Origin of the sequence: Spirochaeta isovalerica, from assembly GCF_014207565.1 — a bacterium.
GTDB lineage: Bacteria > Spirochaetota > Spirochaetia > DSM-2461 > DSM-2461 > Spirochaeta_F > Spirochaeta_F isovalerica.
Window position 1 is genome coordinate 22861 of the sequence record NZ_JACHGJ010000008.1, and the last position, 19822, is coordinate 42682.

Genomic DNA, 19822 nt, shown 5'->3' on the forward strand with positions numbered 1-19822 from the left:
GTAACTTACAGAAGGTATATTGCATATGCACAGTTTTGAAAAATATCAGAGGTTAAATAATGAGTGATTATGACATGAGAGTGGCTTTCCCTACCAATGACAGAGCCAGCGTGGAAGAGCATTTCGGACATGCGAAAGAATTCGCTTTTGCCAACGTAAAAGACGGACAGGTGGTATCAACAGAATATCTGACTCCCCCGCCGCACGCCCCCGGCGTGATTCCCGCATTTGTCGGAGATAATGGCGCGACAGCCATTATTACCGGAGGAATGGGCGGAATGGCTATCAACCTCTTCAAGCAGAGAGGCGTGGAAGTGATTCTCGGAGCAAAAGGCTCCATAGATGAGACTCTTGCAACCTATATCAGCGGTAACCTGGATTCGACCGGTTCCGCCTGCGAACACGATCATCATCATTAATTGATATCCAAAGGGGCTGAAGCAACAGCCCCTTTTTCTGTAAATTTTCTCAACATAAGTAAACTGGATTTACTTTTTCAGTTTACATAGTTTACTTTTCATTTTATCCTCTAATTATGGAAGCAATAACCGAAGAACAGATAAGCGAAGCCGCTTTCCGGGCTTTCCTTAAAAGAGGATTAAACTTTACGACTGACGATCTTGCGGATGAGCTCGGAATAAGCAAAAGGACCCTGTACAAAAGGATTTCTTCCAAGAACGAAGTCATACGTCTCCTCATCGATAAAGAACGGAACAGAATCAAAGAGATTCAGAAACAGATCCTGAACAACGACAGACTTTCCTCTATGGAGAAAATGAAAAAACTGCTTACCGTGCAGCCCGAATCGGAATCCCGGATCATGGTACAGGATCTCCGCCTGCTCAAAAGAAAATATCCTGAAGAATTCAAATATCTGGAGAGACTGTACAGCGAGGACTGGGAAGACTTTTTCAGACTAATGGAGCAGGAGATATCTCTGGGCCGCATAAGGGAAATAAATCCCCGGCTTTTCAGGGATATATACTTAAGCGCCGTAACCTCTCTCAGATCCGACAAAGCTTTTCCCGAATCCATCGCCGAAATCACCGATATACTATTTCACGGAATAATTGCAGGAGACCGGATCATATGAGCAACCTGACCGTTTCTTTAAAATGGAAATACGCAATGGGACAGCTGGGCTGGTCCATACTATCGGGAATTATCCAGGTATGGCTCGTCTGGTTCTACAACCCGCCTGAGGCAGTGGAACTGCCGGCTTATATACCGAGGAATCCCGTCTTCATGGTATTCACAGTCATCGGCCTGATTACCATGCTGGGCAGGCTGATGGACGGAATAACGGATCCCTGGATAGCCTCACTGAGCGACAGGAGCAGACATCGAAAAGGGAGACGGATCCCCTTTATGGGAAAAGCCGTGATACCTTTCACAGCCCTGACCATAATGGTTTTTATCATGCCGACAGAGGGCAATCAGCTGCTGAATTCTCTGTGGCTGGTTCTAACTCTGCTGGCTTATTATGTTGCCTACACATCTTACGTCGCTCCCTACTTCGCTTTGACATCGGAATTGGGGCAGACAGAAAAGGAAAGGCTCGATCTTTCGACTTACATCGCCCTGACATGGTTTATCGGGTATATTATCGCAAGCGCCGCTTCATTTATCTGGCCGGTTTTCCAGAACATGGGATACACCCTTGTGACATCTATCCGCTTATCTATCGCTTTGCTGTCTCTGACGGGATTTGCTTTTATGCTAATACCCGTATTGACCATAGATGAAAAGAAATATGTCACATCGAAACCCAACCCCATGAGTTTTTCCACAGCACTCAAATCGACATTGGGCAACAGGAATTTCCTGCTTTTCGAAATCTTCTTTCTGGCTTATGGGATCGCAATAACCATTTTCCAGACCGGCAATGTGTATTATGTCACAGTTCTCCTGGGCATGGGTGAGACCTGGGTAACCGTTATTACAGCCATGACCGGCCTGATAGCCTTTACTCTTTATCCGGCTGTCAATTTTCTCGCAGGCCGGATAGGAAAAAAGCCTCTGTGTATCGGCGCCATGATCCTTCTGATATTAGCCTATGTCTATTGCGGCTTTCTGGGATTGATTCCCCTTCCCCCCTCTCTGCAGGCCCTGATCTTCGCATGCATCGCCGGCATCGGTTTCGCCGTCTTTGGGATCCTCCCCAACGCCATCGTCGCGGATATCGCCCAGAAAGACGGGGAGCGAACCGGTATATATAAGGAAGCCATGTTCTTTTCCGTACAGACATTTATGAATAAACTGGGGCAGATGATAGCCATGGTATCCTTCAGCTCCATCCTTCTGCTCGGAAAAAATCCCGGCGATGATCTGGGAATAAGAATGACCGGTTTCGTGGCCGCTGTTACAGGTTTCATTTCTCTGTTATTATTTACCAGGTTCAGAGAAGAACGGGAGGATTCACGATGATACTGATTTATATAGCCGCATTCATACTGATCGCAACCGGTGCCGCCGGATATATACTCTCCAGAATATCCTTGAACCCGAAAACCCATGATTACGAAGAATCATACCGGTCGGAAGTCGAAGCGGGAAAATTCGATGATGAATGGTTCCGTTCCCTGGAGAAAGAGGATGTTTATATCCAGTCGCGCGACGGCCTGAAGCTTCACGGGCTCTGGTATCCCCTTGAAGGATCACAGAAGACGATAATCCTCAGCCATGGTTACTCCTATACGCTCTACGGCTCTGTCAAATATATGAAGATGTTTCACGACAGAGGATTCAATCTTCTGCTGATCGATCACCGGTACCACGGTTTGAGCGAAGGAAAGATCTGTACAATGGGACACAGGGAAAAGATGGATCATGTCGGCTGGGTCAACTGGATAGAAAACCGCGTGGGACGGGATACGATGATCGGCGTACATGGCGAATCCATGGGTGCCACCACAGCGCTTCTCCATGGAGAGATTGATGACAGAATCGGTTTTATCATTGCGGACTGCCCTTTTCAGAGCCTCCGGGATCAGTTCCGCTACAGACTGAAAGTTCAATTCAAAATGCCTGCGTTTCCCCTTCTTTATGCGGGCAATTTCATATCGAAAATTCGCGCCGGACTCTTTTACAGTGATGTCTCGGCTCTGAATGCCGTGAATAAAATCAAAGTCCCGGTTCTTTTTATTCACGGGAGTTCCGATGTCTATACGACGCCGTCCAATTCCATAAACTTGAAAAAAGCCAAATCGGGATCGGCTTTCCTCTATCTTGTTCCCGGGGCGGGACATGCCGAATCCTATGAAACAGATCCGGAAAACTACCGCAAAGTCGTTTACCGATTTCTCGACAACACCGGCGTTTAAGCAATCGGTTAAGCTTGCAATCCCGTATATTCCGCGATATAGTAAATCTGTTATGAAACGTTATTAATCTTCTTTTAAAACCATATTTCAATATCTCAAGAAACTCTGAAGGAACATATATGAAGATTAATAATATACTTACCGCAATTAAACAGCCGGAGCTCTACAGTCCCGGAACCGCGACAATGTGGAACGATCCCTACATCTCAAAACAACTTCTTCCCGTCCATCTCGATGAAACCCTCGATCTGGCCAGCCGGAAACCGGAATCCATAGATCAAACAGTAGACTGGATCTGTTCAAAAGCACCCGGTGCAGGAAAGGAAAAACTGTCAATTCTCGATCTGGGGTGCGGTCCGGGATTATACGCCGAACGTTTTGCCTCCATGGGTCATGATGTAACAGCCGTGGACTTCTCCGCGAACTCACTGGATTACGCAAAAAAATCAGCGGCGGAAAAGGGACTGAAGATAAATTATATCCGCAGCAACTATCTGGATCTGGAACTGAAGGAGAACGTTTACGACCTGATTGTTATGATTTATTGCGATTTCGGGGTTCTGATTCCCGATGATTACAGAAAGTTGCTGAAAATGATTCATAAAAGCCTTAACAGTGATGGACGTTTTATTTTTGATGTCCTGAATGACCGAGGATTTCATAAGACATCGTTCCCGAATTCCTGGGATTGCACAGAGAAGGGATTCTGGAAGGATTCCCCCTATCTGGCGCTCTCCCACTCCTTTGTTTATGAAGAGGAAAAAGTCATACTGGAGCAGCATGTCGTTTTCGATGACAGTGAGAGGAATCGTATTTATCGTTTCTGGACTCATTATTACGATCATGGGAAATTGAAACAGCTTCTTCAACAGAACGGTTTTACAGCCCTGTCCTTTCACGAGGATGTGTTTCCGGAAGACAGTATCCGGGCCGAAGAAAATGTTACGTTTACCATAGCTGAGAAGAACTGAACAGATATGCCAATCCGTTAAAAGGGGGCTGGATGAAAAATTTTTGTCCAGCCTTAACCCGGGATTCCCTATATATTCAGCTCTCCCCTCTCTTTCAGATCGCCGAGAATTTTCTCGTACATATCTTTATCAATTTTATATTTGAAACGGTAAATGAAATAACTGATCAGAATGATAAAAGGGGGAAAAAGCAGCATGGCGGATTTCATCATCCACAGTCCCTCGGGTGTCACGTCTTCCGGCCCCTTCGCTTCGGCAATACCCGATAATATGACGACGGCACCGACGACGCCGCTTCCCACGGCGCCTCCTATCTTATTGATAAAGGGCTGAAGGGAAAAGGTGATACTCTCGTTCCTCCGTCCCAGCTTCCACTGACCGTATTCGATCGTATCGGCTAAAAACATCAGAATGAGCAGCTGTATAAAAGCCTGCCCGAAGAAGAGCAGAATTCCCGAAATTCCGATATAGAGAATTTTCATGGGAGAAAGGAAGAACAGGATATAGCCGATAACGATGAAAACAGTCCCGCCTGTATAGAGCTGACGTCTGGTAAAAAACTTACTGAACAGAGGAAAAAGAGCCAGGGCGGCTAGCTGGGAAACGCCGAGGACAAGAGCGAAAACTCCGTACATGTCTTCATTTCCATAGGCATATTTAAAATAATAGAGCCCGAAGCTTGTTGTGGTTACATAACCGATCATAAACAGACTCATGGAAAGAGCCACGAAAAGAAGCTGATCATTCTTTACGATAACGCTGAACAGTTCCTTAAGAGGCGTGGCTTTATCGCGGTTGAAAACATTTCTTGGCTCTTTGACACCGAAAAGCGTAATGCTCTGCCCTGCCCACATAATCAGAACGCAGATCAGAACAAAAACAAAATAGGCTTTTGTCATACTGCCCAGCTTCGCACCCAGAGCATTGGTAAGGGGAACAATCCCCGCGACAACCGAGAATAAGCCGATATTGGCGCAGATACGGGCGAAGGCTCCCATCTTCTCCCTCTCCTTCTGATCGAGCGTCAGGGACGGCAGCATGGACCAGTAGGCGATATCGTTAGCCGTGTAGGTAAGACCCCAGCCAAGATAGAGAAAAAAGAAGAGAACGACGAAAGCCGGACCCTTCAGACCGAAGTCGGTGAAAAGCAGAATTGTCAGGATACCGGAAAGAAAGGCGCCTCGGGCAATCCAGGGCTTAAACTTTCCATACCGATGCTCGGTATTGTCAACAATTATTCCCATAACCGGATCATTGAGCGCATCGAAAACTCTGGCGAAGAGAATGATTCCGGTAATCCACCAGAGAGTTCCTGTAGAAAGATCCAGAATATCAGTGAGAAAATACATGAGATACATGCTGATAAGGGCATAGATCATATCCCGCCCTATTGTTCCCAATCCGTAAGTGTAGTGGTTGCGTCTGTTGTTGGAATCCAAAATGTTCATCTCCCGGACAGAATTCTGTTACTTCATTATAGGAATACAAACCGTGGAAAAGATACTTTTTTTTGCTGCCGGGGCTTTTTTTTGGAAGGTTGAAGAATCATTTTATTTTTTATTTGTTCAGTATTAAAAGGTATGTCATAATCCTCAATGGATTTTTCTAGAAAAAGAGGAACTTATGGGATTATACGACATACCGGGCTTGGCTAACTGGGCCATCATGCTGCTTATTCTGTTTGCCCTTATGGGGCTCAATGAACTGGGAAGAAGAACAAAATGGGGTACATTAGCTCTTTTTCTGATCCTGCCGCTGCTTCTGACCATTTTTGTCTGGCCGACGACAGCAGCCCCCGGTAATGAATACGGCACCGGCACATGGTTTAACTGGGTAAAAACCTATTCCGCTTTGGCGGGAGTGCTCGGTTTTTTCGCTATCCGTTTTGTACCCGGATTGTCAAAAAAAAGTTTCGCGCGGCTCTTTCCCCCGCTGATACTGGCACTGAATATTCTGGAAGCGGTTATCAGAGACTTCCAGATATATAGTTTTCGCCTATGGGACGGCGCTTATATCGATCATTTGTGGGTCATGTCCGGCCCCTGGAATATAATGAACGGCATTGCGGGTCTTCTCAATATTCTGACAATCTCGGGTTGGGCCGGCATTGTTCTCTCAAAAGACAAAAGCAGAGATATGATCTGGCCTGATATGATATGGCCCTGGATCATTGCCTATGACCTGTGGAATTTTGCCTATACCTACAACGCCATCGCCGATCATTCTTTCTATTGCGGATTGACTCTCCTCCTATCCTGTACCATACCGGCTTTCTTGATCAAAAAAGGCGCCTGGCTGCAGCACAGGGCTTCGACCCTGGCCTTGTGGATTATGTTTGTTATGACGGTTCCTTCTTTTGCAGACAGGATCGCCCCTGTTCCGACAACACATAATCCGAAGGTGTTTTTTACCCTCAGCCTGATAGCCCTTATCGCTAATGCGGCGTTGTTTATTTATCAGTTGAGAAAGATTATCAGAAATAAACTGAATCCACTTCATTCTGAGATTTACAGTGATACACCGTCATACCGGGCGGCACTGGCTGATACAGCCTCGGTTTGATATCCCGGTTCAAGTCCTTTCGCAAGGTTGTTATAAAGCAAAAAGCTTCCCGGAAAGGAAGCTTTTTAAGTATTTATAGTGGCGAAGGGACTTGAACCCCTGACCGACCGGATATGAGCCGATTGCTCTACCAACTGAGCTACGCCACCATGTGACATCCCGGGGAGGACTCGAACCCCCAAAGGCAGAACCAGAATCTGCAGTGTTGCCAATTACACTACCGGGATAACTTGATACCTTGCGAATAATAAACGAAAATCAGCCTTCGTGTAAATCCCCTTTTCTAAATAAATTTATCATTTTTTAGCAGAGGAATAGGTATTAATCCACTCCTCAATGACAGTCCTGAACGGTTCCTTATGGGGAAGGCCTTTGTCGGGATCGGCATTGATATGAGACGCGTCTCCCGTTTCGCCGAACAGTTTCATCCCCCGGCTGTTGGCCCAGTACCAGATCCCCCAGTTCTCCAGGTTCCAGTCTTCCTTATAGGTATTGATTTCATAATCGATATAATACAGTTTATCGCCATTCAGAACGAAATTATTGGGGAAATAATCGATATTGATCCCTTTGCTTTCAAGTCTGGATGACATTTCAAAGAGCTGTTTCAGAATCGCCGGTGATAAGAGTTCTTCCTTGATAAAATCAGTCGCCACCGGTCCATCGATGAATTCCTTTATAAGATAGTGTTCTTCAGGAACCGACAGATACAACCGGGGAACGGATATTCCCAGAGAGATAAGAGTCCTGTAGGCTTCAGCTTCCAGATCAACCTTATTGGCATCGTCGAAGGAATAGCAGCTGACTTCTTCATAGTGCATCAGTTTGAGAACAAAGGACTCCTCTCCCCTTTTCGCCAGATAGGAATAACCGGACTTCCCTTTTCCTAAAAATTTGATGATTTTCAGTTTTCCAATCGGCGTTTCTACAGTTTCCCCTGCAGCTGATGATATATCAAAATTCACTCTGCTCTCCCTCTTTTGGATTCGGTTTTCATTAAAGCAGAAATCGGCTTTTCATGAAATCATAAATCTTTTTTTACATTTTATGTTTTTTTGTCATTATAAAAAAAATAAAAAGGGATTACACTATTTACCAGCAAAAAGGCTGGTCGTATACATATAGCTCGCCAATGAGGACTTACCGCAGAACGAGGCTCGAGGACAGAGCACATATAGGACCTAAGGAGTACATTATGAATTTGGAGAAAAACCACCGGATCGGGATTCTCAACAGAGGCGAAGCGGCCCTCCGCTTTATCCGCGCTGTTAAGGAATACAACGATTTACACGGCACGGAACTCAAAACCGTCGCCTTTTATATAGATAAAGAAGAGAATGCTCCCTTCGTCAATCAGGCTGATTTCAATCTGCCCCTTTCATCCCTTTCCCTCTTTCCGGGGAAACAACAGAGCCCCTATCTGGACCATGATCTGATGCTGCAGGCTTTAAAGACCGCTGATTGCCAGGCTCTCTGGGTCGGATGGGGTTTTGTTTCGGAGGACGCGGAATTCGTCGCCAAAGTCGAAGAAGCGGGTCTGGCATTTATGGGTCCGTCCAGTACTGCCATGGCCCTTCTCGGAGACAAAATAGCTGCAAAGGAACTGGCAGATAAGGCCGAAGTGCCCATTCTCCCCTGGAGCCGCGGAGCCGTAAAAACTCTCGACGAAGCGAAGAAGATTTCAGAGAAGATAGGTTATCCCGTAATCGTCAAAGCGGCCAATGCCGGCGGCGGCCGGGGAATCCGTTTCGTCCGGACGCCCGAAGAACTGGAGACTCAGTACAATTCAGCCAAAGAGGAAACGATCCGGATTACCGGTAACGACGTAGTCTTCATAGAGCTCCTGGTTGAAAAGGGCCGCCACCTGGAAGTTCAGGTCCTGGCCGATTCCCACGGGCATATCAATACCTTCGGAGCCAGGGATTGTTCCGCGCAGAGGAAAAATCAGAAAATCATTGAAGAGACTCCGCCACCGAATCTGCCACAAAAAATCGTTGCCCATATGGAAGCCGCTGCTGCCAGACTGATAAAAGCGGCGGAATATGTCGGTGCGGGAACTGTTGAATATCTCTACGATCTGAACCGGAAGGCTTTCTACTTTATGGAAGTCAACACAAGGCTCCAGGTGGAGCACCCCATAACCGAAACGCTGTACCAGATAGATCTGGTCAAAGGACAGATCGATGTGGCTATGGGAAAGGAATGCGATCTCAGCAGCGCGGCACCGTCGGGAGCGGTCATGGAAGTGCGGCTGAATGCCGAGGATCCGGACCGGAACTTCAGTCCCGCCCCCGGACAGGTTACCCTCTTTATCCCGCCGGCCGGCGCGGGAATCAGAGTCGATTCGGGCATTATTCAGGGCTCGCTCATTCCCTCCGATTTTGACTCCATGGTCGGAAAGATCATTGCCCACGGCTCCACGAGAAAAGAAGCCATGTCCCGGCTGAAGCGGGCTCTGAACGAAATGACGGTGGCTATCGATAACGGAACCACCAACAAAGCCTTTCTGCTCGAACTGCTCGGTCAGAAAGAGATCATCAAAGGCGGGATTCATACAGGATATGTCGAAGAGATGCTCGCATCGGGTAGAAGAAAGGCGGACAGGGAAAAACTGGAAGCCGCTCTTATAGCCGGAGCCATCCAACAGCATTTCCTCCAGTACAAAAGAGATTATTCCAGCTTCAAGCAGCAGTTGATCAGAATCGGCCGCCCCCGTATCCTGCCTGAGAATACAGGATATGAAGTCACTCTGGGCGCTGAGGGAAACAGCTATACTTTCCTTGTCAGGCAACTGGGAGAAAACTCCTATGAACTGAATCTGGGAGATAAAATAATCCGGTGCAAAAGCCTGATCGAAGATAACCGCGGCGTTCTCATCTACAAAGACCGCCGCTGGGATGTTCTACTCATAGCGCGGGGAGATCAGCTTCAGTGCGAGATCGACGGCACGCCAGTCATGATTGAAAGCGATTCCGGGGGATGGGTCAGGTCCCCCTCACCGGCAATCGTTCTGGCTGTCAATTGCGAACCGGGAAAGGAAGTCAGAAAAGATGACGTCCTGGGTGTTCTGGAAGCCATGAAGATGGAAATGCTTCTGAAGGCTCCTTCCGACGGGATTATCAAAGAAATTTCCGTTTCAGCGGGCGAACAGGTTTCGGCCGGACAGAAGCTGATACTGATGGAATCGGCTGAGCAGGGAGAATCGTCTACGGAAGCTAAAGCTCCTCCGGTAAACTGGAAATCCTCCGAACAGAGCGATGAGGAACGTTACGCATCGCTGAAAGGTGAGCTTCTGGGAATTTTTCTGGGTTATGATCACCGGGAGAAGCCGGAAACGATTCTCGATGATCTCTCTTCCTACACCGGTCTGACCGATCTCTTTCTCCAGGCTCTGGAATACGGTAATATTGTGGAAAGGCTTTTTCAGTCCGTTGAGGTTGAGACAACCGGTTTTACAAGGCCGCTGACCTATCAGGAAATGCTGACACACTATTTCAGAAGCGACAGGGATAAGGAAAAAGGCCTCCCCGATGAGTTTGTCAATAATCTGAAAATGGCAATCGAATGTTACGGTGTTCCCGATGAAAATCATGCGCTGTTCCATATCTTCAAATCCCGCAATATTCTCGAATTGAAAATGAAACTGATTTCGGAAATGCTCTTCCGAATGCAGGATCTATCCTTTCCCGATGAGACTCATAAGAGATTTACATCTGTCATAAACGAGGTCATCGCCCTCTATATGGACCACTCCAATTCGATAGTCGATATGGCCCTTCATCTTATGTACCAGAAAATCAACAGCATAAAAAGGCGCCGGAAAGACGATACACATCTGGAGGCGGTCAACGAGCTCATTTCCCGGCTGAACGTCACGAGAGAGGACCGGGTGGAGAATGAGATAAACGAACTGGCCGATTCGGGAAGCATTATCGTTCGGGATCTGGTCAATCTGATAATTGAAGATGATGCGGAGAGAACACACATTCCCTTAAGGATTCTGGGAACCCATCTGAACAGGGACAGGGACATCATTGAAAAATCCATAGTCCAGGAAGATGATTTTTACGTCTCTCACATAGTATACAGGGAAAAGGGCAGAACGAAGCACTGTCTTACCGCAGCCGTTAACGGCATTGACAGACTGACTTCGCTTCCCCTGGAAAAACTGATAAAAAAAACCGGCAGCTCCAAACCGGAAATCATCCTCTTTATAAAAACCTACGGCAGCGATGTCAATAAAGACAGGCTGATTGAAATGATCAGCCAGAAAGCGGGAGAATCCTCTGAATTCATCGCGATCGGAATCTATCCCGAGGGGAAAGTATATGACTTCCTCACCTACCATTGGAAGGAACAATGGGTCGAAGATACGCTGAGAAGAGGGTTCTCCCCCGTTCAGTTCAGAGAACTGAGAGTTTTCCGTCTCCGTGATTTCGATACGGAAATAGTCTATAAAAGCGATTATGTGACTCTTCTCGAAGTAAGATCCAAGGCTAATGAGAAGGATGTCCGGCTCTTCGCCTACTCTTCCATCTCTATTTCGGAAATCGTCATAACCACAAGCGGTAGGGTTAAGGAACTTGTGGAATTCGAATCGGCTCTTACAGAAGCGGCCTACGCCATGAGAGCGGTACAGGCCAGACATAAATACAGGCTTCAGTGGAACCGCGTTATCATCCACAACAGAAGCCTTATGAATCTCCGGCTTCCCCAGATGAAAGATCTGGAGAAAAAGTTCGTTAAAATGGCTACAGGCCTGGGAATGCAGAGACTCGTTTTCCTTACCAGACGCATCAAACGCAACGAAAACAGCATCCGCGACCTGGAACTGATCTTCTCCCATGTGACCCACGAACAGTATTCTGTTAGCGGAAGAAAACCCTCCACAGCGCCTCTCAAAGCGCTGGACAGCTACACGTCCAATGTGGTGCGCGCTCGGCAGAGAAATGTCATCTACCCCTACGAATTTATTAAAATGCTCACCTTTTCAGGCTATCCCATTCACAGCGAGATGCCCAAAGGGGAATTTGAGGAATACGATCTGATCGATGGAGAGATTACCTCGGTCAAAGGCCGCGAACCGGGACTCAACAGTTCCAATATCGTTTTCGGTCTCATCTCCAATCAGTCTGAAGTTCTGGGAATCTGGATCAGGAGAGTCATCATTCTCGCCGACCCGACCAAAGATCTGGGAAGCCTCGCCGAGCCGGAGAGCAGCCGCATCAACGCCGCTCTCGATCTGGCGGAAAGGGAGAATATTCCCGTGGAATGGATTCCCATATCGTCGGGAGCCAAGATAAATATGGAAAGCGGAACGGAGAACCTCGACTGGACAGCCAGAACCCTCAAGCGGATTATAGAGTTCACTCAGGCCGGAGGGGAGATCAACATCATCGTTCCCGATATCAATGTAGGGGCCCAGTCCTACTGGAACGCCGAAGCGACCATGCTGATGCACACCCGGGGACTTCTGATAATGACCAAACAGGCATCGCTACTGCTAACCGGAAAAAAAGCTCTCGATTTTTCGGGAAGTGTTTCCGGAGACAACAACCTCGACATAGGAGGCGCGGAAAAAATCATGGGACCCAACGGGCAGTCCCAGATCAGAGTGAACGATATTACTGAAGCTTACAGGGTGCTCTTCAATCATTACAACCTGATGTACTCCGAACCGGGATCCCGTTTCCCCGCCGTCAGAAAAACTTCCGACGCGCGGGACAGAGACATATCCCTATTCCCCTACAAGGATTTTCTCGGGCAGGGTTTTGTCAATGTGGGAGATATCTTCAGCATAGAGAAGAATCCCGACAGAAAAAAACCCTTTGACATACGACAGGTCATGAAGTCCGTTGTCGATAAGGACTGCGATCATCTCGAGCGCTGGCGGGCTATGGAACAGGCTGATACCGCGGTTGTCTGGGAGGCGAGAATCGGCGGTTATGCCGTAGGGCTTATCAGCATAGAGAGCCGCAACATATCGAGAATCGGTTCCATTCCCTTCAACGGGCCGGAAAACTGGTCCGGGGGTACCCTCTTCCCCCAGTCATCGAAGAAAATCGCCCGGGGCATCAATGCCTTCTCCGGACGGGTGCCTCTGGTCGTTCTGGCGAACCTCTCGGGATTCGACGGGTCTCCCGAATCGCTCCGCCAGCTACAGCTGGAGTACGGTGCTGAAATCGGACGGGCCATGGTCAACTATGACGGGCCGATCGTTTTCGTCGTCATCGCCCGATATCACGGTGGGGCTTACGTCGTGTTCTCCAAATCGCTCAATCCCAATATTCGTTCAGCAGCGCTCGAAGGTTCTTTCGCCTCTGTTATCGGAGGTGCCCCGGCGGCAGCTGTTGTTTTCCCGAAAACCGTATCGCGGGAAGCCTACAAGGATGAAAGAGTCATTGCCAAACAGAAAGCCCTTAACAAAGGGAAATGCTCGCCCAGAGAATACCAGGAGCTTTTCAACAGCGTTTACAACGAGAAGCAGAAAGAGCTGGCGGACAAGTTTGATAAAATTCATTCCGTGGAAAGAGCCAGAAAGGTCGGTTCGATAGACGATATAATCGGGGCATCTCAGCTCAGGCCCTATATCATTGAACAGTTAGAAGCGGGAATGAAGAAGTTCAGCTGATAAGCCGGCAATGTCCAAACCCGGGGGAAACTTTCCCCGGGTCGCTTTCATGTGAATAATAAGGTGTAGAATATTACGAATCTGTCCTGAAATGATTGACTTCAGAAATCAGCTGCTCACCGACTTCTCCGATTCGATCGGATAACATTTTCAATCCGGCGACGGCGTCGGATACTTCATTGAATCCGATATTCACCTCGGTTATGGCATTAGTGACGATACCCGAAATCCGGGAAACCGAGCCCATCAGTTCGTTTACCGACCCGGAGCCCGTTTTTACAACATCGGATTTGTCTTTTACCAGTGAAGAGGTATCTCTCAGGCTCGACATGGCTTCGAGAATCTGCTGCCCGCCCACATTGAGTTCATCAGTACTGGATGAAACGGTGAGCAGAGCTTCCGAGACCGTGCTGATTTTCTGGTTTATATAATTGAAGGCGTCTCTGGTGCTCTGCCCGGCCCGGGAAGCGTCTTCTATTCTTCCGATAATGCCTTTCAATGTTTTGGAGATCTCTTTTGTATTGGTTGCCGATGCTTCGGCAAGTTTCCGTATTTCGTCTGCGACGACGGCGAATCCTTTTCCCTGATCGCCGGCATGCGCCGCTTCGATGGCGGCATTCATGGCCAGAAGATTGGTCTGGGAGGATATATTCTGAATGATACCGGCCATATTGTTTATATCATTCACAGATGAATTAATATCTTCGATAATCCCCGTCGTCTCGGTCAGCCTCAAATCCCCTTCATTGGCAGTATCCACCAGCTCGCCGATGACGCTCTGGTTGTTCAAAGTCAATTTGGATACGTTTGCAATGGAAGCGATCATCTCCGTAATGGAAGCGGTGGACTGCTCGACCATAACAAGCTGTTCATTTATGTGGTCGCTTAATTCGGAAATATAGGAAGCTATATCCAGCGCCTCTTTATTGGAAAGAGATATGTTTTCATCAAGCGACGACATCTGCGTGCTGATGGAGTTGATATTCGCTGAAATTTCAACAGCAGCGGAAGATGTCTCGGAAGCAGTGGCGATCAACTCCTCTTTTACTTCGCTGTTTACATTGGAGATTTCTTTAATAGTCTTGAGAGAACGGTTAAGCCCGGTTTGAAATTGACTCATATCCTGGCTCAGTTGACCGACTTCGTCTTTAGCTGTCGTTCTTATTTCATTTGTCAGATCTCCGGAAGCCATGACCGACAGACTTTTTTTCAGAATGTTGATTGATCCGGCAATCCTGTTGGCGATAAGGAATGAAATGACAATGGACAGAATCATGACGATTATGGCGAAACCGGCTGAAATATAATATCCGAGCCTGGTATAGTACTCAATCTGTTCATCGATAATATCGTACTGTTCCTCGATCGTAACCTGGGAACCTTCCAGAGCTTCGTAAAGTGCCGAAATCTGAGTTTTTGTCCTGTAGATAATGGTGTTCAGATCTCTATAGCCTTCAAGTCCGGTAAAACTGTCTGAAAGAGCCATGTTGAATGTAAAGGTTGTACTTATACCCTGGACTTTTACAGAAAAAACCCTATCGGCGACATTCAATAATTCTTTTATATCCGCTCTGAGTTTATCCTGGGCTTCTACCTGCAATTCATCGAGAAGCACAATCCGCCTTAAGGCGGTTGCCACCTTATCATTGAGGGAAGAGAGAAGCTTCATCTTGTTGACATTTTCCAGAACCACTTCCTTTTCCGCGATAGCTTTATTGAGCTCATCCAGCTGATTCAGAATAATGACATCATTGTAAAGAAAAAATGAGAGTTCCTTCTGCTCATTGAGAACTCTGTCTTTTAATGAGAGAAGCTCCGCTTTTTCTCCTTCGATAACATTAACCACTTGCTGGAATCCCAGAAAAACAGCAACTGTAATGATCATGGAAGCCAGAAGAGAGAAAATTAGAAATAGCAGTTTATTTTTGATCTTCATAAAGTATCCTCATACAGGCCTATGACGCAATTACAGTATAACACGGAAAATCCTCCCCTTTTATTCGAAAAAAAATACCTTAAAGCCAGGCTCTAAGGTATTTTTATTATCTATTTACGATACGATTATTTGTAAGGGCTGAAATCGATATCAGCAAAGTCAGGATGATTCTCATCCTTGTAACCAGTTGCAAAAATTGTGTCGTAAGTCAGCTGAGGATTAGAAGCCAGCAGTGTGTCGATGGGAGAATAAGCTGTCTGAGCACCATCGATAGAAGGTCCGCTGGTCAGTCCTGTCAGTCCGGGTTTACCATCTACAATGTTCTTTGCGATCATTACAGAATCGTGTACCAGTTTGGAAACATCTTTGAATACTGTCATTGTCTGAGTACCTTTACCGGTAACAGTGTCGCCCATAAGGCTGGCAAGAGTTACGTTGGAAGCATCCTGACCTGTTGTGTAGTATTTTGCATAAGGTGTAGCCATTTTTGCAAACTCGAGTCTGATAGCAGCAGATGTGTCATCATTGGGAGCCAGAACAAATACTTTGTCAGACATTTTGTTAATCTGAGCAACAACACCGGCAGCTTTGATTCCTGCAGTTTCAGGGTTCCAGTCAGTATCGATTGACTGCATAGCTCCCTGGAGAGCGTCTTTGGCAGCGTCATCGAATGTAGCTTCAGTGTACAGATCAAGTGCTTCGAAAGCCGCTGCATCCTGGTTTACAATATGGAAAAGATCGAGGTTGGGCTGCAGTTCTTCAAAGGCACCGCCGAAGAAGTATGTAGCGTTGGGCCAGTCAGCAACACGTCCTGCGAAGATTGCCAGGTCCGCTTTGTTGTCGGGAGTAACGCCTTCTGCCAGAGCTGCGTCTACAAGGTGTTTACCCATTGCTTTACCAACATTCCAGCTGTTGAAAGTTGTGTAGTAGTCAGCTACGTCGTTAGAGGATTTTGCCATACGGTCGTGAGCGATAACAACTACGTCTTCTGCGTGAGCGGCAGCAACAGCTGATGCACCGGATCCCTGAGAAGTGATAATAATAACTTTTGCACCTCTGGCGATCAATGCTTCAACATTCTGCTTTTCTTTGGACTCATCACCTTCAGAAAAGAGAATCTCATATTCATAACCGGCACCAAGAGCATCCAGTTCTTTCTTAAAGAAAGCACCATCCTGGTTTGCCCATCTTTCTTCAGATGCATCGGGTAATACGACACCGATTTTAACTCCACCGGAATCCTGTCCACCACTGGCGAATGTAAACCCTGTTGCGACTACTAAAATCAGTAGCGATAGTAAAACACGTTTCATACAAATCTCCTCTTGAAATTTAAATTACAGATTATTAGTTTTTCTGCAATTTTTTCTATTACTAAAGTGCATGCATCCGCTTGGAGCGAATGCAACACTCTAAATCCAGTTTCTATAATTTAAGCCCGGGCAAAATCAGCTTCCCGGCTTCCTCTGATTTTGTCTTTAATCCTGTTAAACTCACCCTGAGCATTAGTAAACTCATACTCGAATTCGATAAGGTTTTCACGGTTTTCACTTCTTGCCGCTTTTAGTTCAGATTTTGCTTTGGCAAAGTTGGCTTTCGCTGCTGCAAAATCCTCTTTGTACTGTCTTTTCGCGTAATGGATTCCGACCATGTCGACCGCATTAACATTTCTTGTATAGATGTCAAATACAACGGCAAGCAGTAATACACCACCGAGAATGATCGGTTCGATGTTAGCGTCAATTCCCGCAAGAGCCATTCCGTTCTTTAGAGACATGATTACAATGGCGCCGACCACGGCATTGACGACTTTACCGATACCGCCGCTGGCACTTGTTCCACCGATAAACGCAGCTGCGATTGCATACAATTCCCAGAACGGACCGTGTTTCGGCGAAGCGTTCTGAAGACGGGAAACATACATAACACCGGAAAACATAGCCATAATCCCCATAGAGATGAAAACGATGATTAAGATCATTTCGACATTGATTCCGGAAAGCTCTGCTGCTTCGGGATTCCCTCCCACTGCATATATCCGTCTGCCCAGGGTTGTCTGAGTCGTCATAAAGTGATAAATGGCGACAATTGCAACAGTTATCAGCAACAGGTAGGATATGCCTTTATTGGCACTGAAAACATAAGTCAAATAGCCGATGATTAAACTCAGGACGAAAAGCTTTGTGATAAAGATTTCCATTTTTTCACTGGGAATATTCAACCTTTTGTGCTTTTTCCGGCTGGACATTCCCGACAGGATAACCGCAATCAGGATAAAAACCCCAATGATGAGAGTAACAATATCATATCCGTTTTTTTCAACTGTCGGTAAATAACCGGTTCCGATCTGAAGAAAGAACTCATTAGTCGTTGAAATGGTTCTGTTACCGGTTTTGATAAACAGGAAACCTTTGAAAATAAACATTCCCGCAAGAGTCACAACAAATGATGGAACTTTGATCTTTGCTATAAAAAAACCTTTTATGATACCAACGAAAACGGCAATCCCCAGGGCTCCCAGCAATGCCATGGGAACCGATTGCCCGCCTGTCTCTACTGCGACGACGACATAGGCTCCCGAGAAGGCTCCCAGAAATCCAACCGACAAGTCGATCTGCCTGGTAACGATAACGAGAGTCATACCTACAGCGAGAACGGCAACATAAGCCGTTTGATTCATCAGGTTGGTAAAGTTGAACGGTCCCATAAAGACCCAATTAGTCATAAATCCGAAAACGATAAAAATAAAGATCAATGCGACAAACATCCCGTAATCTCTGATATTTGTTCTGAACATTGATATTATCGTGAGGAAATATTTGTAAATCGACCATCCGATTCTTTTAAATACGTTAGTATTCTCAGTCATAATTTCTCCTAAATTCCTAAGCTGTTGTTGCGCTATGCATAATTTTTTCAGGTGTGGCATCTTTGATATCGAATTCTGCAGTCTGAACACCCTCAGCGATAACATAGATCCTGTCACACATACCTAAAATCTCCGGAAGCTCCGAAGAAATTATGATTATGCTCATTCCCTTGGCAACCAAATCGTTAATAATCGTATAAATTTCATATTTCGCCCCGACATCGATACCTCGGGTGGGTTCATCCAATATGAGAATTTTCGGTTCGGCAAACAGCCATTTGCTGACCTGAACTTTCTGCTGATTTCCTCCACTCAGATTTTTTACCTGCTGAAGAACCGATGGAGTACGGATGTCGATATCCTTCACATATTTTTCAGCATATCTGTTTTGTGAAAGAAAATTGATAATCCCCATTCTGGAAATCTTTTTTAACGCCGAGACAGTAATATTCTGCCCGATGGTCTCTTCCAGAATCAGTCCGTCTTTTTTTCTGTCTTCCGAAACATAAGCGATACCCGCTTCAATGGCTTTTTTGGGAGAATTCAGTTTCAGCGCTTTCCCGAAAACGATTGTGCTTCCCGATAATTTGTATTTCTTGGGATTTCCAAAGATACTGTGAGCCAGCTCTGTTCTGCCCGCGCCCATTAATCCGGCTATACCGACAACTTCACCTTTATGAACTTTTATGTTGGAATTGCTGACAATATAACGATTAAGCGAAGTATCGAAAGCATTCAGATGAACCGTTTCCAGTACAACAGGTCCACCTTTGTATTCGGGCCTCTTGGGGAATATATCCTCAATCTCCCGACCGACCATGTTTTTAATTATGGTCTGTTCATTCGCCTCATCTTTAGTCATGGCTGCAACGGTTTTTCCGTCCCGCAAAACAGTAATGGAGTCTGCAATGGCCTCCACTTCTTTTAACTTGTGGGAAATCATAATAGAAGTGAGCCCCTGCTTTTTCAACTCCAGAAGGAGGTTCAGCAGGTTTTCACTGTCGTCTTCATTCAAGGCCGCTGTGGGCTCATCCAGAATGAGGAGCTTTACGTTCTGACTCAACGCCTTGGCAATTTCAATTAATTGCTGCTTCCCCACACCCAGCAGACCGACAAGACTGTAAAGATCAACATCGAGACCGACCATGTCCAGATACTTCTTAGCTTCTTTTTTCGTTTCGTCCCAGCTCATAACCGATAATTTGTTATGAATCTCATGACCGACAAAAACATTTTCGTAAACCGTCAGGTTCGGGAAGAGCGCCAGTTCCTGATTTATAATGACTATACCGTCAGAAACTGAATCTTTGATTCCGTGAAATCGTTTGATTTGCCCGTCAAAGATAATATCTCCGTCGTAGGAACCATGAGGGTAGATACCGCTAAGTACTTTCATCAATGTTGATTTTCCGGCACCATTTTCGCCTACGATAAAATGGATATCTCCTTTTTTGACTGAGATATCCACATCATCAAGCGCTTTTACACCGGGGAATGTCTTCGTAATTGATTTCATTCGCAATAAAATAT

At 46.3% G+C, this 19822-nt stretch carries 13 protein-coding genes and 2 tRNA genes; 7 read left to right on the plus strand and 8 right to left on the minus strand.

The window, feature by feature from the left end:
- Window positions 1-59 precede the first annotated feature (59 nt).
- The 5 genes from HNR50_RS17175 to HNR50_RS17195 all read left to right on the plus strand — a co-directional run bounded on the left by HNR50_RS17175 (window position 60) and on the right by HNR50_RS17195 (window position 4294).
- Window positions 60-419, plus strand: a complete 360-nt coding sequence (locus tag HNR50_RS17175) for a NifB/NifX family molybdenum-iron cluster-binding protein (protein ID WP_184748030.1) — start codon at window positions 60-62, stop codon at window positions 417-419.
- 116 nt (window positions 420-535) lie between these two features.
- Window positions 536-1093 carry a TetR/AcrR family transcriptional regulator gene (locus tag HNR50_RS17180; RefSeq protein WP_184748031.1) on the plus strand — a complete coding sequence of 186 codons (558 nt, stop codon included), beginning with the start codon at window positions 536-538 and terminating at the stop codon, window positions 1091-1093.
- Window positions 1090-2427: an MFS transporter gene (locus HNR50_RS17185; RefSeq protein ID WP_184748032.1), complete on the plus strand. Its 1338-nt coding sequence runs from the start codon at window positions 1090-1092 to the stop codon at window positions 2425-2427. Before HNR50_RS17180 ends, HNR50_RS17185 begins: the two co-directional genes overlap by 4 nt.
- Complete coding sequence (locus HNR50_RS17190) at window positions 2424-3323, plus strand: alpha/beta hydrolase (RefSeq protein WP_184748033.1); 900 nt, start codon at window positions 2424-2426, stop codon at window positions 3321-3323. Before HNR50_RS17185 ends, HNR50_RS17190 begins: the two co-directional genes overlap by 4 nt.
- A gap of 119 nt (window positions 3324-3442) precedes the next feature.
- Window positions 3443-4294, plus strand: coding sequence for a class I SAM-dependent methyltransferase (locus HNR50_RS17195; RefSeq protein ID WP_184748034.1), 852 nt, complete (start codon window positions 3443-3445; stop codon window positions 4292-4294).
- Between the two features lie 68 nt (window positions 4295-4362).
- On the opposite strand, the gene HNR50_RS17200 is transcribed toward HNR50_RS17195, so the two are convergent.
- A complete protein-coding gene (locus HNR50_RS17200; protein ID WP_281389135.1) occupies window positions 4363-5733 on the minus strand; it encodes a glycoside-pentoside-hexuronide (GPH):cation symporter in 1371 nt (456 codons plus the stop codon).
- Window positions 5734-5917: 184 nt separating this feature from the next.
- On the opposite strand from HNR50_RS17200, the gene HNR50_RS17205 reads away from it, so the two are divergent.
- Entirely contained in the window at window positions 5918-6856 is a 939-nt protein-coding gene (locus HNR50_RS17205) for a DUF5692 family protein (protein WP_184748036.1), read from the plus strand.
- A 76-nt stretch (window positions 6857-6932) separates the two neighbouring features.
- Here HNR50_RS17205 and HNR50_RS17210 read toward each other — a convergent pair.
- The 3 genes from HNR50_RS17210 to HNR50_RS17220 form a co-directional block, all read right to left on the minus strand.
- A tRNA-Met gene (locus tag HNR50_RS17210) sits at window positions 6933-7005 on the minus strand.
- Window positions 7006-7011: 6 nt separating this feature from the next.
- A tRNA-Gln gene (locus tag HNR50_RS17215) sits at window positions 7012-7083 on the minus strand.
- A gap of 69 nt (window positions 7084-7152) precedes the next feature.
- On the minus strand, window positions 7153-7821 hold the full coding sequence (locus HNR50_RS17220) for a BUD32 family EKC/KEOPS complex subunit (protein ID WP_184748037.1): 669 nt from the start codon (window positions 7819-7821) through the stop codon (window positions 7153-7155).
- A 230-nt stretch (window positions 7822-8051) separates the two neighbouring features.
- On the opposite strand from HNR50_RS17220, the gene HNR50_RS17225 reads away from it, so the two are divergent.
- Entirely contained in the window at window positions 8052-13487 is a 5436-nt protein-coding gene (locus HNR50_RS17225; RefSeq protein ID WP_184748038.1) for an ATP-binding protein, read from the plus strand.
- A 73-nt stretch (window positions 13488-13560) separates the two neighbouring features.
- Here HNR50_RS17225 and HNR50_RS17230 read toward each other — a convergent pair whose 3' ends face one another.
- From HNR50_RS17230 to HNR50_RS17245, 4 genes are all read right to left on the minus strand, one after another.
- Window positions 13561-15423 carry a methyl-accepting chemotaxis protein gene (locus HNR50_RS17230; protein ID WP_184748039.1) on the minus strand — a complete coding sequence of 621 codons (1863 nt, stop codon included), beginning with the start codon at window positions 15421-15423 and terminating at the stop codon, window positions 13561-13563.
- A gap of 125 nt (window positions 15424-15548) precedes the next feature.
- Window positions 15549-16736, minus strand: coding sequence for a substrate-binding domain-containing protein (locus HNR50_RS17235; protein ID WP_184748040.1), 1188 nt, complete (start codon window positions 16734-16736; stop codon window positions 15549-15551).
- Between the two features lie 119 nt (window positions 16737-16855).
- The gene (locus tag HNR50_RS17240) at window positions 16856-18292 is read right to left on the minus strand and encodes a sugar ABC transporter permease (RefSeq protein ID WP_184748041.1); all 1437 of its coding nucleotides are present in this window, start codon (window positions 18290-18292) and stop codon (window positions 16856-16858) included.
- A gap of 16 nt (window positions 18293-18308) precedes the next feature.
- Window positions 18309-19808 carry an ATP-binding cassette domain-containing protein gene (locus tag HNR50_RS17245; protein WP_184748042.1) on the minus strand — a complete coding sequence of 500 codons (1500 nt, stop codon included), beginning with the start codon at window positions 19806-19808 and terminating at the stop codon, window positions 18309-18311.
- Between the last annotated feature and the right edge of the window lie 14 nt (window positions 19809-19822).